12 protein-coding genes are annotated in these 19,536 nt (G+C 56.1%); 4 read left to right on the top strand and 8 right to left on the bottom strand.

Annotated features, from left to right (window positions below; translation table 11 throughout):
• Positions 1-151: 151 nt before the first annotated feature.
• Positions 152-757 (bottom strand): hypothetical protein, encoded by a 606-nt coding sequence (locus A6X21_RS12095; RefSeq protein WP_131818312.1) that lies wholly within the window; start codon positions 755-757, stop codon positions 152-154.
• Positions 758-1,089: 332 nt separating this feature from the next.
• On the opposite strand from A6X21_RS12095, the gene mfd reads away from it, so the two are divergent.
• From mfd to A6X21_RS12115, 3 genes are all read left to right on the top strand, one after another.
• A complete protein-coding gene (mfd, locus tag A6X21_RS12100) occupies positions 1,090-4,401 on the top strand; it encodes a transcription-repair coupling factor (protein ID WP_068848303.1) in 3,312 nt (1,103 codons plus the stop codon).
• A 97-nt stretch (positions 4,402-4,498) separates the two neighbouring features.
• Positions 4,499-5,563: a TolB family protein gene (locus tag A6X21_RS12105; protein ID WP_068848220.1), complete on the top strand. Its 1,065-nt coding sequence runs from the start codon at positions 4,499-4,501 to the stop codon at positions 5,561-5,563.
• A gap of 377 nt (positions 5,564-5,940) precedes the next feature.
• Positions 5,941-6,324: an immunity protein YezG family protein gene (locus A6X21_RS12115; protein WP_068848224.1), complete on the top strand. Its 384-nt coding sequence runs from the start codon at positions 5,941-5,943 to the stop codon at positions 6,322-6,324.
• 347 nt (positions 6,325-6,671) lie between these two features.
• On the opposite strand, the gene A6X21_RS12120 is transcribed toward A6X21_RS12115, so the two are convergent.
• On the bottom strand, positions 6,672-7,871 hold the full coding sequence (locus A6X21_RS12120) for a S1C family serine protease (protein WP_068848305.1): 1,200 nt from the start codon (positions 7,869-7,871) through the stop codon (positions 6,672-6,674).
• Positions 7,872-8,179: 308 nt separating this feature from the next.
• Here A6X21_RS12120 and A6X21_RS12125 point away from each other — a divergent pair, with 308 nt between their 5' ends.
• The gene (locus tag A6X21_RS12125; RefSeq protein ID WP_068848226.1) at positions 8,180-10,036 is read left to right on the top strand and encodes a GTPase family protein; all 1,857 of its coding nucleotides are present in this window, start codon (positions 8,180-8,182) and stop codon (positions 10,034-10,036) included.
• A gap of 74 nt (positions 10,037-10,110) precedes the next feature.
• Here the strand turns inward: A6X21_RS12125 and A6X21_RS12130 are convergent, their stop codons facing one another.
• From A6X21_RS12130 to A6X21_RS12155, 6 genes are all read right to left on the bottom strand, one after another.
• The gene (locus A6X21_RS12130) at positions 10,111-13,062 is read right to left on the bottom strand and encodes a hypothetical protein (protein WP_068848228.1); all 2,952 of its coding nucleotides are present in this window, start codon (positions 13,060-13,062) and stop codon (positions 10,111-10,113) included.
• Positions 13,059-14,234 carry a KpsF/GutQ family sugar-phosphate isomerase gene (locus A6X21_RS12135; protein ID WP_068848230.1) on the bottom strand — a complete coding sequence of 392 codons (1,176 nt, stop codon included), beginning with the start codon at positions 14,232-14,234 and terminating at the stop codon, positions 13,059-13,061. Before A6X21_RS12135 ends, A6X21_RS12130 begins: the two co-directional genes overlap by 4 nt.
• Positions 14,235-14,512: 278 nt before the next feature.
• Positions 14,513-15,727, bottom strand: coding sequence for a DUF4350 domain-containing protein (locus tag A6X21_RS12140; protein WP_068848232.1), 1,215 nt, complete (start codon positions 15,725-15,727; stop codon positions 14,513-14,515).
• Positions 15,724-17,640 carry a DUF4129 domain-containing protein gene (locus A6X21_RS12145; RefSeq protein ID WP_068848234.1) on the bottom strand — a complete coding sequence of 639 codons (1,917 nt, stop codon included), beginning with the start codon at positions 17,638-17,640 and terminating at the stop codon, positions 15,724-15,726. Before A6X21_RS12145 ends, A6X21_RS12140 begins: the two co-directional genes overlap by 4 nt.
• Positions 17,637-18,635, bottom strand: coding sequence for a stage II sporulation protein M (locus tag A6X21_RS12150; RefSeq protein WP_068848236.1), 999 nt, complete (start codon positions 18,633-18,635; stop codon positions 17,637-17,639). The genes A6X21_RS12145 and A6X21_RS12150 overlap by 4 nt, the downstream gene beginning before the upstream one ends.
• Positions 18,632-19,471 carry an RDD family protein gene (locus tag A6X21_RS12155; protein ID WP_068848238.1) on the bottom strand — a complete coding sequence of 280 codons (840 nt, stop codon included), beginning with the start codon at positions 19,469-19,471 and terminating at the stop codon, positions 18,632-18,634. The genes A6X21_RS12150 and A6X21_RS12155 overlap by 4 nt, the downstream gene beginning before the upstream one ends.
• Between the last annotated feature and the right edge of the window lie 65 nt (positions 19,472-19,536).

Genomic DNA, 19,536 nt, shown 5'->3' on the forward strand with positions numbered 1-19,536 from the left:
GTGAGCGAAGATGAAGAGCGTCCTGCGATAAAGCTGATGATGGATTATTCGCCAAATACGTTTTAGCTCACCCTCATCCCAACCTTCTCCCGTCAGAACGGGAGAAGGAGCAAAAACCCTCGCAGAGGAGGTCTTGCCGAGCCAACGGGATCTATGTCCCGCTCTTGAGCTGCTCGACCCGAAGGGCCTCGATCTTGCGGAGCAGGGCATTGACGTCGGCTTCCTCCAGAGTGCAGGTTCCCTGCCAGCGCAGGCGGCTCTCGCGATCAAACAGCAGCACCTGTGTCGCTCCTTCCGCAGCTCCGTACTGGGTTTTGAGAATGTTCTCAAAGTCGAGCCACACGGGGAAGTCGGGCGAGCCTTTTTTGAACTGCTTGATGATCACTGGCCGCAAAGGTTCAGGAATCTTGTCTCCCAATAGCGCTACAGGAATGACAAAAACTTCGGGCGATGGGCCGCGGGCACCGGCGACTGGCCGGACAGGAGCCTTGGCACTTTCTGCTGGTGGCAAACCTTCCGCCGTCGGATGAAATGCCAGGTGCAACTCGGTCCCTAACTCTTTGGAGTTTTTCATGGCCTTACGGTCGCCATAAATGAGAACGGTCACGCCGTCTCCCGCAGCACCGACGGCATGCTTCTCGCCGAATTGATCAACGAGCATGGGGCGATCTTCAGCTTGTCCGGGCAGGATCATCCCACACCATAACCCCAGGCAGAGCAGAGCCATGATCTTGTTGCAAGAGGCTGAAGTTCTCATAGCCGATTCTCTGGAATGACTGCTTCCCGAAGTCCCGCGACCGAACTCCCGATGATCCCACCCACGAAGTGCGAGAAGTTCTCGTACGGTGGAACAATTGGTCGTCCATGATCATGAAATGTTGTAGTACAGCCTGACCCAAAACGACAATGCCAACTCGCGATGACTGCTGTCTCCGACTCGCGTCTGAATGCTTTCTGCCGTCGATTCGAGCGATGAAATCGGCCCCGCAGTTGGTCGGAAGCTGCTGTCACGATAAACTTTGCTGTCGAAAACCAGCGAGCCAATTTTTCAGAGTTCAGGACAGAATCGAGATCAGGGCGGAATACCGAGTGAGCGATAGTCCCTCTCTGCAGTCCTTAGTCCCCAGGCTTCGTCAGCACCCTGGGATTCAGGCCATTCTCGACAGTCTGAGGCAAGGCAACAGTGGCACCGTCGATGGTGCCTGGGGATCAAGCTGCGCACTCACCACGGCTTGCGTGGCGACATCGACATCCGGGCCTGTGATTGTCATTCTGCCCCGAGCACGCGACATTGAAGATTTCGCTGGCGATCTCACCAGCTTTCTGGGCCAGCCACCACTGGTATTCCCTGCCTGGGAATCGCTCCCCAGCGAACAATCGACCAGCGACCCGATTCATGGCGAGCGGCTGCGTCTGCTCAAACAACTCGAAAGCGAAGCTCCTCCCCAGCTCGTTCTGACGTCGATTGCCGCCACCTTACAACCCGTTCCCGCCCGGCAATCCCGCCAGAAGTCGATGCGGCACTTTCGAGTGGGGGATGAACTCCCGCTCGAATCGACATCAGAATGGCTGATTTCATTAGGCTTCGAGCGCGTGCTCGCCATCGAAACCCGTGGTGAGTTCAGCATTCATGGGGGGATTGTCGACCTCTGGACGGCCGACCTCGAACATCCGATTCGTATCGAACTCTTTGGTGACGAGATCGAATCGATCCGCACGTTTGATGTCGAATCTCAGCGAAAACTGGCAGATCTGGATGAGATCGAAGTGAGTGTCCTCGATCTGCGCCGCCTGCCGCAGGAGCAGATGCCCACATCGCTCGACGATCCCTTTCCGACCGAGCATTTCTCCGGCAGTTGGCCGAAAAACACCGTCGTCGTCCTCGTCGATCATGCCGATGTCCGTCAGGAAGCCCAGGCGTATCTCGAACGATTGGGCGACCGTCGCGGCATGTTTTCCAGCGAATCGTCTTTGCAGAAGATGCTGCAGTTCCCTTCGCTGAATATCGCGCCATTGCTCGCCGACGGTTTTGATACGACCTGTCATCTGCAGGTCGAATCGGTCGAGCGGCTGACGGGCCCCAAAACCGAAGCTTTACGAGAGCTCTGCACCATTCTGCAGCCCGATGAGCAGGTGCTCCTGGCTTGTCATAATGCCGCCGCCATCGAGCGCATGCAGGAACTGCTGGATGGTCTTGAGGAAGCACAGAAACCCCGCATTCGCCTGTGCGAAGGGACGATCACCCGTGGTTTTCGTCTCACATGGGAGCGGCTGGTTGTCCTTTCCGATCACGAACTGTTTGGCCGGGTCGAGGTCCGGCGGACTGCCACTCGCACCAGACTCGAAACACGCGCCATCGACAGCTTCCTCGACCTCAACGAGGGAGATCTGGTCGTGCATCTGTCGCATGGCATCGGGCGATTTCTCGGGATGCAGATTCTCGCCAAAGGAGATCAGTCTGAAGAGCACATGCACCTCGAATTCAAGGATGGTGCCAAACTCTTTGTCCCCGTCGCGCTGATCCATCTGGTGCAGAAGTATGTTGGCGGGCAGAAAACAGCCCCTGAACTCTCCAAGCTGGGCGGAACGGCCTGGGCTCAGAAGAAAAAACGCGTTGCGGAAGCTGTCACCGATATGGCGGCTGACATGCTCCGCCTGCAGGCCGAACGGGAATTGCAGCCGGGCATTGCCTTCCCGCCGGACAGCCACTGGATGGAAGAGTTTGAAGCCTCGTTTCCTTACATCGAAACGGTGGATCAGTCGAAGGCCATTTTCGATATCAAACGCGATATGGAACGCCCCCGGCCCATGGAAAGGCTCATTTGCGGCGATGTCGGCTTTGGCAAAACCGAAGTCGCCATGCGGGCGGCTTTCAAAGCGGTCGATGGTGGCAAGCAGGTCGCCGTCCTGGTCCCCACGACAGTCCTGGCAGAACAGCATTATCGCAGCTTTACCAGCCGCTTTGCCGAGTTTCCGATCAATATTGGTCAGCTATCCCGCTTTCGTACGAAGACCGAGCAGAAACTGACACTGAGCGGGCTAATGGATGGCTCGGTGGATCTCGTCATTGGGACGCATCGATTGGTTCAATCCGATGTCCACTTCAAGGATCTGGGCCTGCTCATTATCGATGAAGAGCAGCGCTTCGGCGTCGAAGCGAAAGAGCGGCTCAAAAAACTGCGCACTCAGACGGATATTCTCACGTTAAGTGCAACACCCATCCCGCGAACATTGCACCTCTCGCTGATTGGTGTACGCGATATCTCGAATCTCGAAACTCCGCCCCAGGATCGCATGGCAATTGAAACCCGCATTTGCCGGTTTGATCCCACCCTGATTCGCCAGGCGATCGTCCGTGAACTCAATCGCGGCGGGCAGGTCTACTTCGTCCATAATCGCGTTTACAACATTCAGACGATGGCCGAGCGTATTCGTTCGATTGTCCCCGAAGCACAAGTCGGTGTCGTGCACGGCCAGATGAACGAGCACGAAATGGAAGAGGCGATGCTCGGATTCGTCCGTGGCGATCTCGATGTCCTCGTGGCGACCACAATCATCGAAAGTGGTCTGGATATCCCCAATGCGAACACCATTTTCATCAATCAGGCCGAGCATTATGGCCTTGCGGAAATGCACCAGCTTCGCGGCCGAGTGGGTCGATACAAACACCGCGCGTATTGCTATCTGATGGTCGAAGAAGGGAAGATTCTCTCACCTCAAGCCACCAAACGGCTCAAGGCGATTGAAGAATTCAGCGAGCTGGGGGCCGGCTTCAAAATCTCGATGCGTGATCTCGAAATCCGCGGGGCCGGGAATATCCTCGGGACGGAACAGAGCGGGCACATTGCCATCGTGGGTTATGAACTCTACTGCCAGCTTCTGGAAAATGCCGTTCGGGCTCTCAAACGGGAACCTCTCAAAGAACATCGGCATGTCGATGTCGATCTCCCGATCTCGGCATTTATCCCCAGTGAATACGTACCGCCAGGCCGCTTGAAAATCGAGATGTATCGGAAACTGTCGCAGGTCGTTTCCATCGAGGAACTGCGTCAGTACGAAACCGAAATCAAGGATCGCTTTGGGCCTGTTCCCAAACCTGCCCAGCGGATGATCGACCTGCGGGAAATTCAGCTCCTGGCCAGCCGGTGGTCGATTGATCGAATTCATCTCGAAGGGGGCTACTGTGTCTTCAGTTATCGCCTCCCTCGCAAAATTGACAAGCTGGCTCAGGAAACCCCTTTCACACTCCGGGTTGTCGATGACCGCCAGGCACATCTCGTTCTTCCCCGTGGCTACGAGACCGGCCTCAAGCTGCTCAGGCTCGTTCGCAAAGTCCTCGATCCCGCCGGGGAATTTGCTCCCCGCAAAGGAGAAGATCCGGCACAGGTTGCCGCCGAGTAACTGCAGGAACACGTCGCCAGATCAGCCGGCTCTGTCTTTAATCACCAGCATGCGATAGTTTGGAATCAAATCGAACATCACAGGGAGCACGCTCAACATGATGAATACATCGCTTGGTAACAAAAGAGACTGGGCATTCCTCTCGGCCATGATCTGCCTCGCCAGTCTGAGTCTTGTGCCAGAGGCGCTGGCTCAGCCCGCCAGCGAAGCGACATTTCTCTCCAATCAGCGACAGGTGAGCTTCGGCCTACCACGCGCTGGCGAAGGCTACTTTTCACCCGATGGCCAGTGGATCGTCTATCAGGCCTATCCCGTCGGTTATCCGTTCTATCAAATCTATGTGCAGAAGCTCGACGAAAAGACCCCCAGGCTCTTGAGTACCGGGCGCGGCCGCACCACCTGTGCGTACTTTACCCCCGATCAGAAGCGGATTCTCTTTGCTTCGGCTCATACCGATCCCGCAATCGACCTCACGGAAAAGAAAGCCCGCGACGAAGCGGCTCAAGGGGGCCGTCGGCGCTATCAATGGGATTTCGACCCTCACATGGATCTCTATACCATCAACTTTGATGGCACCGGTATGCAGCGATTGACCGATACGCCCGGCTACGATGCCGAAGGAAGCTATTCGGCCGATGGCCAGCAGATTGTCTTCACTTCCAACCGCGATGGCGATGCCGATCTGTACCTGATGAATGCCGATGGCTCGAATGTCCGCCAGTTGACCAATACGCCCGGCTACGATGGCGGCCCGTTCTTTTCACCCGATGGCCAATGGGTGATCTTCCGCAGTGATCGCGAAAAGGAGCACATGCTCCAGCTCTTTGCGATTTCGGTCGATGGCAAGCATGAAGTGCAGCTCACCAAAAACCTCGATGAGGTCAACTGGTGCCCGTATTTCCATCCCGATGGCAAGTCGCTCATCTGGTCGCGGGCCGATTATTCAAAAGGCCCGGCGAGTGCCAAATTCAAACTCTGGTGGATGCCGATTGAAACCACCAGCACCACCTTCACGGCGGGCACTCCCCGGCAGATCACGTTCGGCGATGCGACCGATGTCCTCCCCGTCTTCAGCCCCGATGGAAAACAACTCCTCTGGACCTCCACCCGCGGCTCCGACGGCACCAGCCAACTCTGGCTCGCCGACTGGAAAACCCCCTGATCATTCAACGCCACACGATTTCATACACCGAAATCCCCAAAGATCGCCTCAACCGTAGGGTCCGCTATGCGGACCATATTGTACCCACCACCACCCTCGCCCGGTTCTCGGGAAGTCCTCTCCGTAGAACTCAGGATCAGGGTCTTTTTCGCACAGCTTTCAATCTCGAATTCGGTCATGTTGAGTGCCATACTTGCGGCCACTCTTGGGTTAATACTGAGCATACATGATTGATGGATTCGCTACGCACTATTGTTTACGTTAATGAGTCCTGACCCTTCTAGTCGGCTTGAGTACAAAATTGAGGATCCGGCGACAGGTGTTGTTCATAAACATGAAGAACGCTATGCGGACAGGTTATCACAAGGATATTCTCTATGGTTCCAGATCTTGAACCGATTTACGCAAAGGTCGGAAATGCTATATCTGACAGGCTGCCGAACGAATGGAAGGTGGCTAGAGTTGAGGTCATCTATTACCCAGAAAATGTGAATTACTTTGGTGAGTTTCTACACTCGGACAATAGAATTGGAAGTTTTCACCTAGGTTATGAACTGATTTGTTCTATTGACGATCTTCGGCAAAAGTTTCGTGATGCTGGCCAGCCTGTATGGGGAAGTGTCGTATTTGAACTGCATGCTGATGGGAAATTCAGTTGCAAATGGTCGTACGACAACTGCGATGAAAATGGCAACAGGCGATGGGACGCCGATGAATGGACTCGAATGCAAAATGAGAGATCGGAACGAATCACGATGTAGTACGGTCCGCTATGCAGACCATGTTCCAGCCATCACCACATGCGAGAGTCTTCGGGAAGTCCTCTCCGTAGAACGCAGGATCAGGGTGACCCAGGCATGGCTTTGCACGTCCGGTTGACGATCGTCACAAGAGAGACTCCGCGAAATGCGGCTTTGTCGGCAGGACTCCCCGGATTTGTTCCGCAGCAGCGCCGATTGTCGGCTGTTGGTCAGAAACCAAGATCATCGTGCGATGAAGCCACTCGCTCATCGCACACCAAATATGCGCGAACTCACCCTCATCCCGGCCTTCTCCCGTCGGAACGAGAGAAGGAGCAAAAAACCATCGCCATCAACCAGGTTTTCGTTTACGGAGTTCGCTCACCGAGTGGATCGGTCGTCGTGAGTGTCAGTGGCACCTCGATTTCCTGACCGTCGCGAACAATCGTCAGGCGAACAACATCGCCCGGCTTTTTATCCTCGACGTAACCGAGAAAATCATCAGCCGTCGAAATCTTGCGGCCATCAACGGCCATGATTCGGTCGGCAGCCGCACGATCGACCGATTCTGTGATGAATGGCCCACGCCGGGCGCGAACGACTTTCGGCCCTCGTAACCCGGCACGTTCCGCTGGCCCGCCGGGCTTCATTTGAGCAATCAGCAGGCCTTTCTCCGTCTCAAAGACTTTGGTAATCCCCACTTCAGGCCGCACTACTTTTCCAAAAGCGAGCAGTTGCGGCACCACCCGCGTGACGAGATTCACTGGAATGGCAAACCCCACACCGGCACTTTGACCCGATGTCGTGGCAATGGCGGTGTTAATGCCGATCAGCTTGCCGTGGGCATCGAGCAGAGGCCCGCCACTGTTTCCGGGATTGATGGCGGCATCGATCTGGATGATCGAGCGGATCGTGCGATTGCCATGAATCTGCAGAGATCGATTGAGATTCGAAATAATCCCTGTGGTCAAAGTTCGTTCGAGACCAAAGGGGTTCCCGAGGGCAAAGACCCGCATGCCGGCTCGAAGTTTTCGCGAATCGCCAAATTCCACGGGATAGAGCTGATCTTCCGGGGCATCCAGCTTCAGGATGGCAATATCGTTGACAGGATCAGCACCCACGATGGTCGCATCGAACGATTCGCCCGAGTAGAGCGTCACACTGATCTGCGTCGCCCCTTCCACAACATGATTGTTGGTCAGCACATGGCCCGCTTTATCAATGATCGAGCCAGAACCACTCCCTTCGGATTGCAGCTCGAGCAGCGAAAACCGGCCCGATTGCACCGCTTTCGTCGTAATGTTCACCACACTGCGATTCGCTGCCTGATAAACCGCAATATTCACGGCTTCTTCGGGCGTCAGCCCATCCGCCATATAGATGGGCTTGACCTTCGGTTGATTGGCTTCATCTTCTTCGCTGTAAGGGGTCGATTTGAAGCGGGCACCGCGGTCCTGGGCCACAGCCAGACCGTAGGCATCGAAGGAGGAGGGTTGCAGCCACCAGGCCGTGAGCATGCTCGCAGCCAGGGCCGAAATGAAACTTGCCAATATCACTCTGGTCATCATGAAGTCTCCCAACCAAATACGAACCTTTCTTCTATAAGAGATTTCGACCAGACCAACAAGACGGGTCGGGAACAGCGTAGCGGCTGAAGCCAGCTTTCCCGATCGATTTTCGCAAGAACCCGATTCAGAATTCGAGTGCCGAATGGACTGGGAAAATGGTCTGCTTGTGGCGACAATCACTAATTCAAGACAATCATCAGGTGACGATTGTCAAGTTCTGCAGAATTGTCCATCAGGGACCTGGGCTGAGAGATTGGCCAGATATGGGCCCTGGAAATTGATTGACCCTCGCTAGGACGAAGTCATTGATGCCGACTGATCAGACACTCCGGCCTGTTGTCAGGCAGTCGCAGATCGAGAGCCTGCTGGCTGATTTAAGCCGCTGGGCCCAGAACAGTGCCACTTCGAGCGTGGTTCGCGAACAGCAAAGGCTTCTGGGCAGCCTGCTGGTCGCTGCTCCCGAACTGGTTGCACGAATTCAGTCACCTCTTTTGATTGCCACCTTTGGCGGTACCGGCGTGGGCAAGAGTACTCTTGTCAATGCGCTGGTCGGTGCAGAGATCACGCGGGCAGGTGTCACCCGGCCCACGACCTGTGTCCCGACACTGGTGATCCATCAGGAAACTTCACTTTCATCGTTAGGGTTTTCAACACCCAGGTCTTCCGCCGCTCTTCGAGAGACATCCTCACCCGAATTCCACGTTCAACAACTCGACCTGCCGATTCTCAAACAGTTTGCTCTGCTTGATTTTCCCGATGTCGATGTGGATGAAGTCGCCATTGAAGGGAGCAATCTCGCCAGAGTTCGCGAACTCCTCCCTCTATGCGATGTTCTCCTCGTCGTCAGTACTCAGGAGAAGTATCGACAGGCCAGGTTGCAGACAGAATTGCGTGCTGCCGCCTCGCATGCACGAGTTCTCTTTGTACAGACATTTGCCGATCGAGATGATGACATTCGCGAAGACTGGCGCCAGGATCTTGTTCGCGATTTTGAACTGGTCGAGATCTTCTTTGTCGATTCCAAAAAAGCCCTCGAAGAGAGCCGACGCGGCATGCGACCTGCCGGCGAGTTTGGTCAGCTAATGGCCACACTCGAGCAGGAATCGATCGATGGCCTGCGTCCACTCTTAAGGCATAACAACCTGATTGACCTGATTGAGAATACGCTCTCGCAGGCCAGAAGTGCATTAGCAGCCCATCGTCCAATGGTGCAGCGTGTTTCTGATCGTCTGGAGGCTGAAGATCGAAAACTGACGGCGAATCTTTCCGAGCGGCTCAAGACCGAACTCGAGAGTGAGCAGCAGCCGTGGGAAGAACGCCTGATCTCGGCTGTGGCCGAAACATGGACGATCAGTCCACTCAGTGCTCTGTTGCGATTTCGAGCCCGCTGGAGCACTTTTTTAGGTTCGTATGCCCTGTTGAGATCGCGCACTGTCGTGCAGGCGACGATTGCCGGGAGCCTGCAGGCGGTCGACTGGCTGCAAAGATCGCAGCGGGATAGTCAGGCCCGGGCGGCTCTGGATCAACTGGGAACATCGGCACTGACCGAAGCCGACCTGAGAAACCTGGCCTCGATTGTGCAGGGGGATGCCTCACAGGCCGGGTTTGATCCGATTGACTGGTCGACCGACCAGCGCCGGCAGGAAGCGGGTCAGTTGCAGCTCACCATGTGTCTAAAGGCGCGGGAACTGGTCGATCAACTCGTGCAGAAGCTGGTCAAATCCAATGCCAGCCCCCTCGTTCGCTGGGGGTACGAAATTCTGTTGTGCCTCTTCCCTGCCTGGCTGTTGTGGCGCATCTGCTACAACTTTTTTTACGAGGCCTTCTGGCTGGGCAAGCCACATCTCGAAACGAGCTTTTACTTCCCCGCAGCACTCCTCCTCGCCGGCTGGTGTGCGCTCTGGGTCTGGCTGATCACCCGTCGGCTGAAGCGGGGCCTGCAGCACGAAATTCGAGCACTAGCCAGCGATCTGGCAAGGCAGCAGATTCCCGGCGGCCTTTTTGTCCAGCTTCGAGAACGGGTCGATCAGTTCGAGCAGTTCGAACGCGAAGTGCAGAACCTGCACGAACGTGCCCGCGTGATTCAGAAAGATCTCCGTAACAGACCCACCCACCTCGGCTTTTCCCGGCATCAAAAGCTTCTCGATACCTCGAAAACCCCCTAATACAGCCGCTCTTGCCCCGACATGCTTAAGCGTGAATATCGCCCGGAATCGGTGTGCCTCGGCAGGCGATGCTTTTAACCACTTCCACCAGCGGACGTGGCCTGGTTGACGTCGAGCTTGCCTGTGGTGGGGTTAAACTCGATGCGCTTGGCGGTTTGAGGGACGCCGCCTCCCGGACCTTCCCGCCAGATGGTGGCTTCGCGATTTCCCACGGCTTTAAGAATGAACAGTCCCTTCGATTGATCGTAGCTCACCTGATCGGCCCGGGCATGGAAGCCGTTGCCTTCAAGGATCGTATTGCCATTAGCGAATAACTCCATCCATGGTTTCTGACCGGATTTCGCTGCACTCTCCAGTGGCTGACGCTGGATAAGTTCCAGACTGTCACAACGCATCGAGCCGGCGTTTTTGGTCAGTTGATCGGGATGAATCGTCGCGACAGAGGTATCGACGGGTCCGTGAACCACTTGAACTCGATCATGGAAGGTCGTGCCGCGTGATTCGATGTTTCCAATCATTTTCCCATTAAAATCGACACTGGTGTAATCCCATGGGCTCTGGTCTGCGGTGAGTGGCCGGTTGGCACGGGCGGATGTGGCGGAAGCTTGCTGAATCGTCGATTCCGGCTCGCGGCGCCAGATCTGCAATTTTCCTTTGCCAATCGCACTGGCGGCACCAGTCGCCGGTTCCAGCCTTAACTGCCAGACATTGGCCCGGCGAATCTGTGTGAGCAGGCCCTGCTTACGTTCGTAACTTTCCAGACGCACACCATCCTTACACAGAATCACCGCCAGATCGGTCTTCGGTTGCTGGCCTTGCTGTTGTGCGAACAGGATGCGCTGAGTCAGTTCGACTTCCATCTGCTGACAGTTCATCCGATGGTTATTGATGGCCTCTGGAGTGTGGCTCGCGAAACTGGCGAAAATGTTTCCATCGAAGGAGGCTTTACGGCCATCGAAAATCATCTTTTCCTGCCACGAGATATCCAGAATCTCCGGCTGCGCCATCATCTGACCCGAACTATCTTTTTCGATGGGTAACTGAATGTTTCCTGCCCCATCGACCCAGGCGAGATTCTCGGTCCGATCAAGATGCACGGCTGGCCCGCGAATGAGCATGCCACTATCGCGAATCTCTGCGGGAGAGCCGTAAACATGCACGACTTGCCGGGCTTCGCCTTCGTTTTTGAGATGCAGCTTCTGTCCGCGCAGATCGAGTGGTGGCTTGTTATCAATGCGTGCCTGGCTGAGCTGAAAATCTTTATCCGTCCAGACATCGCTCACCATGGGCTCGCCCGTTTTCAGATCGGGCTTCATGAGCACCTTCAAATGTCCGGCTTTCATGCGAAATGGCTTCGAGTTCCCGGCCGATGAGGGATTGCCCGATACGGGAAGCATCCCTTCGGAACTGTGACCGGCAGACTTCTGGCCCTCTGGCTTCTTATCACCTGGCTGACGATTGAAGTCCCCCTCGAAATCGACCAATAACGTCTCAGCTTCAGCTTCGAGTTGAGGCGAAAGCATGGCGACATTCTTTTCCGCCAGGAGACGGCGGGGCTGAATATTCAATGCGTCCGGCTGTAAACTGCCACTCTGCTGGCTCGCCACGGGTGACGCGGGCCTGCCGGGAGCGAGACTGAGAGGTGTGACCCAGACACGAATCTGGTCGGCACCCAGGGCGGTTTTCTGGCCTGGCTGTCGGAAGGAGGCCTGATTGTTCAGTTCGATAACGTCGAGCCGGGTTTCGGGATCGGCAAATTTTCTAAGGTGAGTTTTCCAGCCGGCGGCGTATTGAATGAGTTGTGTCGCCGGGTCGCGAGTTTCAAGTACGCCCGGCCCTGCGCAGAGAATATCACCAATGGTGTCGGCCTCGCCAATGGCGATCTGCACGCCAGGCGACTGCAATCGATTCTCGCCATGCCAGAGCTGCACCCCTTTGGGATCACTCATCACCAGAGTGCGATCGACGGCGTTGTAAACGAGTGAAGTCATCTCGCCTTTGAAGTTCTGCTGAGTGGAAACTGTGCGGACGAGTCGTCCTTCGGCCTTGAGTGATGCAAATCGCAGATCGGTACGAATCCTGCGGAACTCGGCCTCTTCGGGTTTCGCTGCGGGAGGAGCAGGGACGTTCGCCACATCCTCTGGTTTTCGAGGAACAAATCCGAGAGTCAGCCGTTCGCAGCGCAGCCAGTCTGTCTGTCCAGCCACCGGTTCGCGATAGACAAGCACGTCGTCTTTCTGCGCGCGTTCGGCTTCGAAGATGGCCACTTCATCTTCAACCAGGTATTCGAAGCTGCCTGCGGTTTTGATGTGAAGAGGAAGTGGTTCCTGCTTGTTCTTGAGCACCACTTCCATTTTGACATTCCGCCGGAGCCTCACACTTTTGAGACCGATAATGGCGGGTCGATCGGAGTGCATGGTGTATTCAGCGGGGATCAGTTCGGCCTGCAACTGACCGGCAGTCCCACGATGAGGCCCCAGGGCAAACGACACCGGGTGATCGCTGTACATGCGAGCTGCCGATTCCGACAGATAAAAGTTGCGCCCTTTGATCATCAGCCCTTCCGGGCCAGCCACAGAGACTTCGCCTTCCAGCGCACCGGCGATAATACGCCCCGGGTTTGGTGAGCGGACATCAAATTGCGAGGCAAACTTCAGGAGTGCCGATTCTGCGACCAGTGTAGTGATCTGCGTTTTCCCTTTACGCTCATTCACCATCACCATGGCGAGTGGACGAAAGCGAATTTCGCCTCGATTTCCTTCCGGCATCCACTCGTTGGCATACAGGTAGGTATGGTCCGAGCGAATCTGATACTGGGAATCGATCGCCCAGGGGACATGCGGCAGATGTTCGCGGGCAATGCGTACGTTCTCGGCACTGCTGGAGAGACGTTCGTGGGGCTCAGCGACCGCCATGGTGACCTGTCGCTCAGGACGGGCCAGGAGCCAGCCACTCGCCACGCGATAGGCCATAAAGAGGCCCAACAGGCCCGATACGACAGTCCCTGTCAGCATCAGTCGCTTCATGCGGAGGGCTTTGTATCCGGGGAATGTCCCGCACTCCTGGCGGGAAAGGTGATGGTATGAGGCGATGCGGAATCTCTGGGGGAATGCTCCCGCCCCGCCCCTGAAGGATCGACAGGTGCTGCCGTTTCGAGAGGCGTCAGACCAATCATGTCGGTGATATCAACCAGTCCGACAGGATGTCCGGATTCATCGACCACGGGAAATTCACTCAGGCGGCGTTCGGCAAACAGTTGCAGCACTTCTTCCAGCAGCATGGTGGGCGAAATTGTCGTCGGGCGGCTGGTCATCACGTTACGAATGGGGGCATCGAGTTGTTCATCACGCTTCTGTTCGAGCAAACGGGCGAGATCGCTATCAGTAAATACACCTGTCAGCAGGCCATCTTCATCGACGAGCATGACGGCCCCAGTCCGTCGCCCGGGTCGGGATTGCCCGATAAAGACATTCCGCACCGAGGTCGTTTCGAGAGCAATACGGACATCCTGTGCTTTTCGCATGACTTCACTGACGACCGTCAACCGGCGGCCCAAAGTCCCGGCAGGATGCAAACGGGCAAAATCACGAGCCGAAAAAGATCGGCGTTTACAAGTGACAAACGCCAGTGCATCGCCAATAGCCAGCATGGCGGTTGTCGAGGTCGATGGGGCCAGCCCCTGGACACCACACTCATGCAGGCGACCCATAGTGACGACCACTTGCGAGGCCCGGCCCAGTGTACTGACGGGCGAGGCGGTGACACTCACGACCGGAATGCCCCGTTCTTCAAAAATGGGCAGCAGGGCGAGCAGTTCTGCAGTCTCTCCACTGTTGGAAAAGGCGAGGATCACATCGTCTGGCCCCACACAGCCGAGGTCGCCGTGCAAGGCTTCTGTGGGATGGAGAAAATAAGCGCGCGAGCCGGTCGAGCACAACGTGGCGGTGATCTTCTGGCCAATGAGGCCCGCTTTACCAATCCCGGTGACAATCACGGCGCCGCGAGTATTCGACAGGTATTCGACAGCCGCACAGAACGAAGCATCGAGCCGACGGGAAAGATCGAGCAGCGCCTGCCCTTCCGTGCGGAGAATTTCCCGGCCTTCGCGCAGCTCGTCGAGTGGAGTGATCATGGCCGCATCGTCGGCATGGCGCGCGGGCTCGAAGGCTGACGCGGCGGCAGCAGGTCGCGCACTCATGACTGATCCTCCATGAACAGACCAGAACTCTCTTCCCGACATGCGTTCAATCCCTGAGCAGCGGGATGGGAAAGATAGACGGCAATCGATTTTCGGTCAATCCGCATCGGGCAGAACTCCGACGGCCCATAAATGCACATAAGTTGAATACACAAAGGATGTTATGTTGATTTAAGAAAGTTGTCCAAATCGCATCAGTTTCAAAGGGTTGCTGAGCGAAGTGATCAAAATTACGGTTCACTCGCCCTTCATCTTTTCAGATTCTGGTGCGCAAGAAGTTAGCGCTGCAGGCTCTGGCCAATCAATGAAAGTGCTCGAATGTGGCGTGCCGCTTCGCGATGACCCAGCCTGGGTGTCATCGCAGCCATCTCGGCCTGATGGATCGCTTCCAGTGCCTGATCGACTTTTTGAGCATCATTCTGCAAACGGCTCGACAGGCGCCGTTTGCGACCGGAAGCTTCCTGCAGTCGATATTCCGTCAGCCAGTACCTTAAATACTGAAATAACACGAACTGGCAGTCCGCCGATCGCCAGAGAATTCGCCCCAGTGCACTGGTGTGTTCAACGATCTCCCGCTGAGACGTTTCTTCGAGAACAACCGCAGGCCCGAACCGGCAACTGTTCCACCAGCCATAGAGCATGAACAGCAGCAGGATCTGTACAGAAATCGAACGCAGTGGCGGCTGAAACAAGACACCCATCATCTGGGGTGTCGCCCGGGTATTGAGAGATTCATCAAAAGCGATCACAACATCGTCCAGACTTTGCCCCGGCCCGGCAGCTTCGCGAATCAGTTCATAAGCCAGAGCGCTGTTATCGCCATAGGTCAGAAGCTGGTTGGAAAAGATCCACGGGCTGGCAACAAAAAGAGCCGACCCTCGCCCCGCGTTCACCAGAACCGCCTGAGGCGAGCCATCCTGAGAGACAAGCACCTTTCCGCCGGGAGTCGATGTCACTTCCCCTTCCGGCCACCACAGAAATCGCCCTCCTAACGGGAGGTTCAACTGCGGTGGAATGCGGTCGTCAGCCGGGCCCTGTTCGGGCGTGATTTCACCTTCGAACGGGCCTAAAGAGTCGACTTCACCCGGAGGAGGCGCATAGACGAGGCGACCTCCCATGTTGACCCACGAATAGAGGCTGTTCCACTCGGCTTCATTCGGAATTCGCGGCGGGTTCAAAATCAACAAGAGTGTGCCATCGGGATCGACCAGTTCCATCAGTCGATCGAGCGGTGCATCGTTGCGATAGACAAAAGCATCCTCTTCGAGAATCTCGTACAACGCTTTGAAACCATCGGCAGAAGCGCTGTAACTCGTCGCAGTGCGAGGAGCAGGAATCGGGGGGAAGTAAAAGTGCATTCCCAGCACAACGGCTGCCAGCGAACCCCAGATCAGACTGGGTATCAACCAGGACTGCTGCTTCCACGCGGGTTTTCGAATCCCCCTGGTCAAAGGGGGAGCGGTTGCCGATCGATCCGCAGGAAAACGACTCATGAGAGATCTCCCGTGCGGAGAGCTGCCGGAAGTGATTCATTGCGAATCAGCGGTTCAAAAGTACTGGCGTAAGCGGTGCGGGCGGCCAGCCAGGCCTCGGCGGTGTGAGGTTGCCTGCCAAATTCAAGTGGTTCAAAAACTCGCACAATGGCTGAGAATCCGTGCGAAAGATCGGTTTCAAATCCCATGGCCCGCTGATAGTCACGGAGAGTCAAACCCCGCCGATAACGCACCACGCCCGATCGTTCGGCGAAACTCATCCCGCTGAGAAGTAATTGGGCAATCGCATCGCGATAACGGCCCAGCCCTGCCAGTTCGTCAGCCCGGGCCAGATAGATATCAGCCGGGATGAGGCCCGGCTCAGAAAGAATTTCCCCTTCTTCAAGGGCTGTCGTGTTCGCGTCGGTGAACTCCAGTTCTCGGGAACGTAAAGAGGCCATAATCGACATGACAATGGCGACAATGATGGCCACGATGACGACCGCCACAATCAGATAGGCCAGAAAAGTTCCGACGGCCCCCAACCCGAGCAGAGAGCTCAGATCCATTGAAGGTGCATTCATCCCGGAGGAAGGTGTGGCTGGTTCCGCTGGAGCAGAGCCTTTAGAAGAGGAAGGTTGGCTCTGTGAACTGGAGGGTCTACTCCCTTTGGAACTGGAACGTGATTTCGCACGCTGGGTCCCTGTTTCTGTGCCATCGCCAGAACTCTTTTTGGAAGAACGCATGGAACCTGGCAAGGTGCGGGAACTACCCGTATCGCTGTTCGACGAACGCGATCGGGGCGGCAATAACGATTCCCGTGCCTGTTCAACTCCCTCAATATCATCGGCATTGAAGTGCTCGAAGTAGCGGTACTCCGGTTGTTCGAGTGTTTTCCGCGCCTGAGGAACAACCGGATGACTGGGAACTTGAGCTGTATCGGCAGCGCAGGCCGATAGCGGTGCATTACCCAGTATCAGCGAAAGTAATCCCCACGTCGCCAGAGCCAACAGGCCCACGCGTAAAGGCCTGGGCGTCGATTTCCTGCGAATGTCGTGAGCGGCCTGGTTCATGGCCAGTTCGAGATCCCAGCAGTCTTCACGGACACGCAGATTGATATATTCACCCACCCAGGCGAGACGGCCCAGCGAAAAAGCCGCCAGGACACACAGTGTGGCGGCAAAGAGCAGTCGGGGATCAGTCGTGAGAAACAACGTCGAGATCTCCCAATACTCTTCGGGGACAGCATCGACCGCTGCCAGTCCCTGATTCATTTTCAGCAGTGGCCCCAGGCAGAACGAGGCACCAAACCAGACTTCTGCCAGGACATCGGCAGAGATCAGGAGCACGACCGACAGACAGAAGATCCAGATCCCCAGACCAAAGGCATTGACCACCAGATCAGAATGGTGAGAGCTGATCAGCTTCTTCAAATGGTGTTCGTGTCCACTTTTCCGCCGCGACCGCAACGCATGATTTTCAGGGTGAAAAGTGAAATGGACAGCAGCCACCAGGCTGCCAATACCACACATCAAAAGACCCGCCAGTGCAGCCATCCGGCGAAGAATCGACATGGCCATGTGCTTGAAACGGACTTGCCCCAAGGCTTCTCGATAGGTGGTGGCATTTCCCATCAGTAAAGCCGTCATGGTGGTGGCAATGACGACACCCAATGGGCCCGAAACCAGCACCCACAGCACCGGGGCGCACCACGCCAGGCGATAATCAATCATCGACAACCCGGCAATCGCACAGGCCGTAGGCAAGGCGATTGCCAGGTAGGTCAGAAGCAAACCTTTCCATTGCCAGCGCAGAGCATGGAAGGCCAGATCGATCGAGTTCAGCAGCGAGAGGCCACGCAGATCGACCTGAGGGACAGCGGCTGTCTCTCGTCGATCCGAAGAAGCGGCATCAAGGGTTGGATTCTGGTTCATGCGCGCTCCCTGCCTGACCAGCCCAGATACATGGCGACGCTGAACCACAGAAATCCACCCACCAGAAACTTGTACTCCGATGGAATCGGGGCAGGTGACCAGAAGGCTTCAATGAGTGCCGCCACCACCAGCATGAAGGCTGCTCCCACGGCCAGTTGCCCGGCATCTCTCCCTCGCAGACGCAATGCCGACCAGCGTGACAACTGGCCCGGATGAAGTGCTGCATCTCCCACCAGCAGCCCGGCCCCACCAGCAATCGCAATGGCTGTTAACTCAAATGATCCATGCGAAACGACAAAGCCCAGAAATCGATCGGCATGACCGAGCGAAAGGACATAACCAGCCGTCGCTCCAATCGTAATGCCGTTAAAGAGCAGCGTGTAAATTGTCCCGATCCCCAGGAGAATCCCGCGGGCAAAACATTGCAGGGCAATCCCGACGTTATGCTGGACATAGAAGCCCGCCATAGAAGCCCGCTCGTTGCCATAATCGTTCCACGAATCAAACGAGAAGGCCGATTCGTCGAGAGAGGCTGAATCTTCGCTCGAGTACATCATGTCGTACTGATCGAGCGCTTCCTGCGACATGAAACGCGCTGCCAGTGCAGGCTCATTCTGAATCAGAATCCAACTGATGATCAGCGGCCCAAAGAACAGTAGAGCAGCCAGAAGTTGATAACCCCACCAGGTGCGGAAGATGCGGGGAAACTCCATGAACAGAAACTGACCGATGGTATGCCACGTGCCCGCGCGAGGGGCGTGGAAATAATCATGCCCGCGAGCCAGGAGCCGGTTCAGATATTCTTCGAGATCAAGACCCCAGTCGCGTGTCCGCACCTGTTCAAGATCGTGGGCGACTTCGCGCAATTGACGCGAAAACGCCAGAACTTCCTCGGAGGAGAGCCGCCGCTGGTTGACGGACTCGACACGTCGGAGCGATTTTTCGAAGTTTTGCCACGCGGGTTTTCGCTGGGCCAGAAAAGTGGCTCGCTTCACATGAGCCTCGCTTTCGCAGGCGTGATGACGGCCGCTTTCTCATCTCGTGCGGTTTGGAATGTGGCACAGACCCGGGCCAGAAAGGCCATTGGGAACTTCCGCACCTGTTCGCGGTCACCTGTGAATTCCATCCGCTCTGCCAGAGTATCCGCCAGTTCGGAAGCCAACTGATGCCCACGCTGATACGTCAGTTTGGATCGTCGTCCGAGAAACTCGGCAATCGTCGATAATTGTGCCTGAGTGGGCGTAAAGCCGTTCGATTCGTACCGGGTGATCGGGGCAATATGGTCAAGAATCATCGGTTGAGCCGGCAGGACAATCGGGTGAACCTGCACGACCATTGTTCCCGCAGCGAGATCGCCCAGCCTTTGGAACTTCCGGGTCATCGACATGGCCAGAAGACCGGGGCCATAAAAAGGGAGTATCCCGAGCCAGGCCACATCCTCAAAGACCATGGCAATCGGCAGCATGTCGGCCACACGTAAAAGATTCCGCAGAACAGCTCCCCAGAAGGTGAGTGGTGCTCCCGAGGTATGAATCACCCGGATACCCACCAGCCATTTGCCCATCGAATAGCCATTCCAGAAGCCTTCCTGAACGATGTAGTACAGCCACTCGATAAAGAAGAGTGCCAGCAGGATGCCACCAATTGTGAACCCTGGCAGGATGGCAGCCATCAGACAGGCACCGATCAGAAGTGCCGTAATGAGCAACACGCGGAAGAGGCAGTCGATGGCGTAGGCCGCACTGCGCAGGGCAGGGCCTGCCAGTTGGTAGGCGAGCCGCACATTTTCGGGCGTCTCGATACGAACATTCAAACTGACTTCAGCAGCCACACAGATTCTCCCGGGAAACATGACCGCAGAGGAATCGTATCAGGGAGATCTGGTCAGAAGATAGC

This window comes from Planctopirus hydrillae (assembly GCF_001707835.1).
Taxonomy (GTDB): Bacteria; Planctomycetota; Planctomycetia; order Planctomycetales; family Planctomycetaceae; genus Planctopirus; species Planctopirus hydrillae.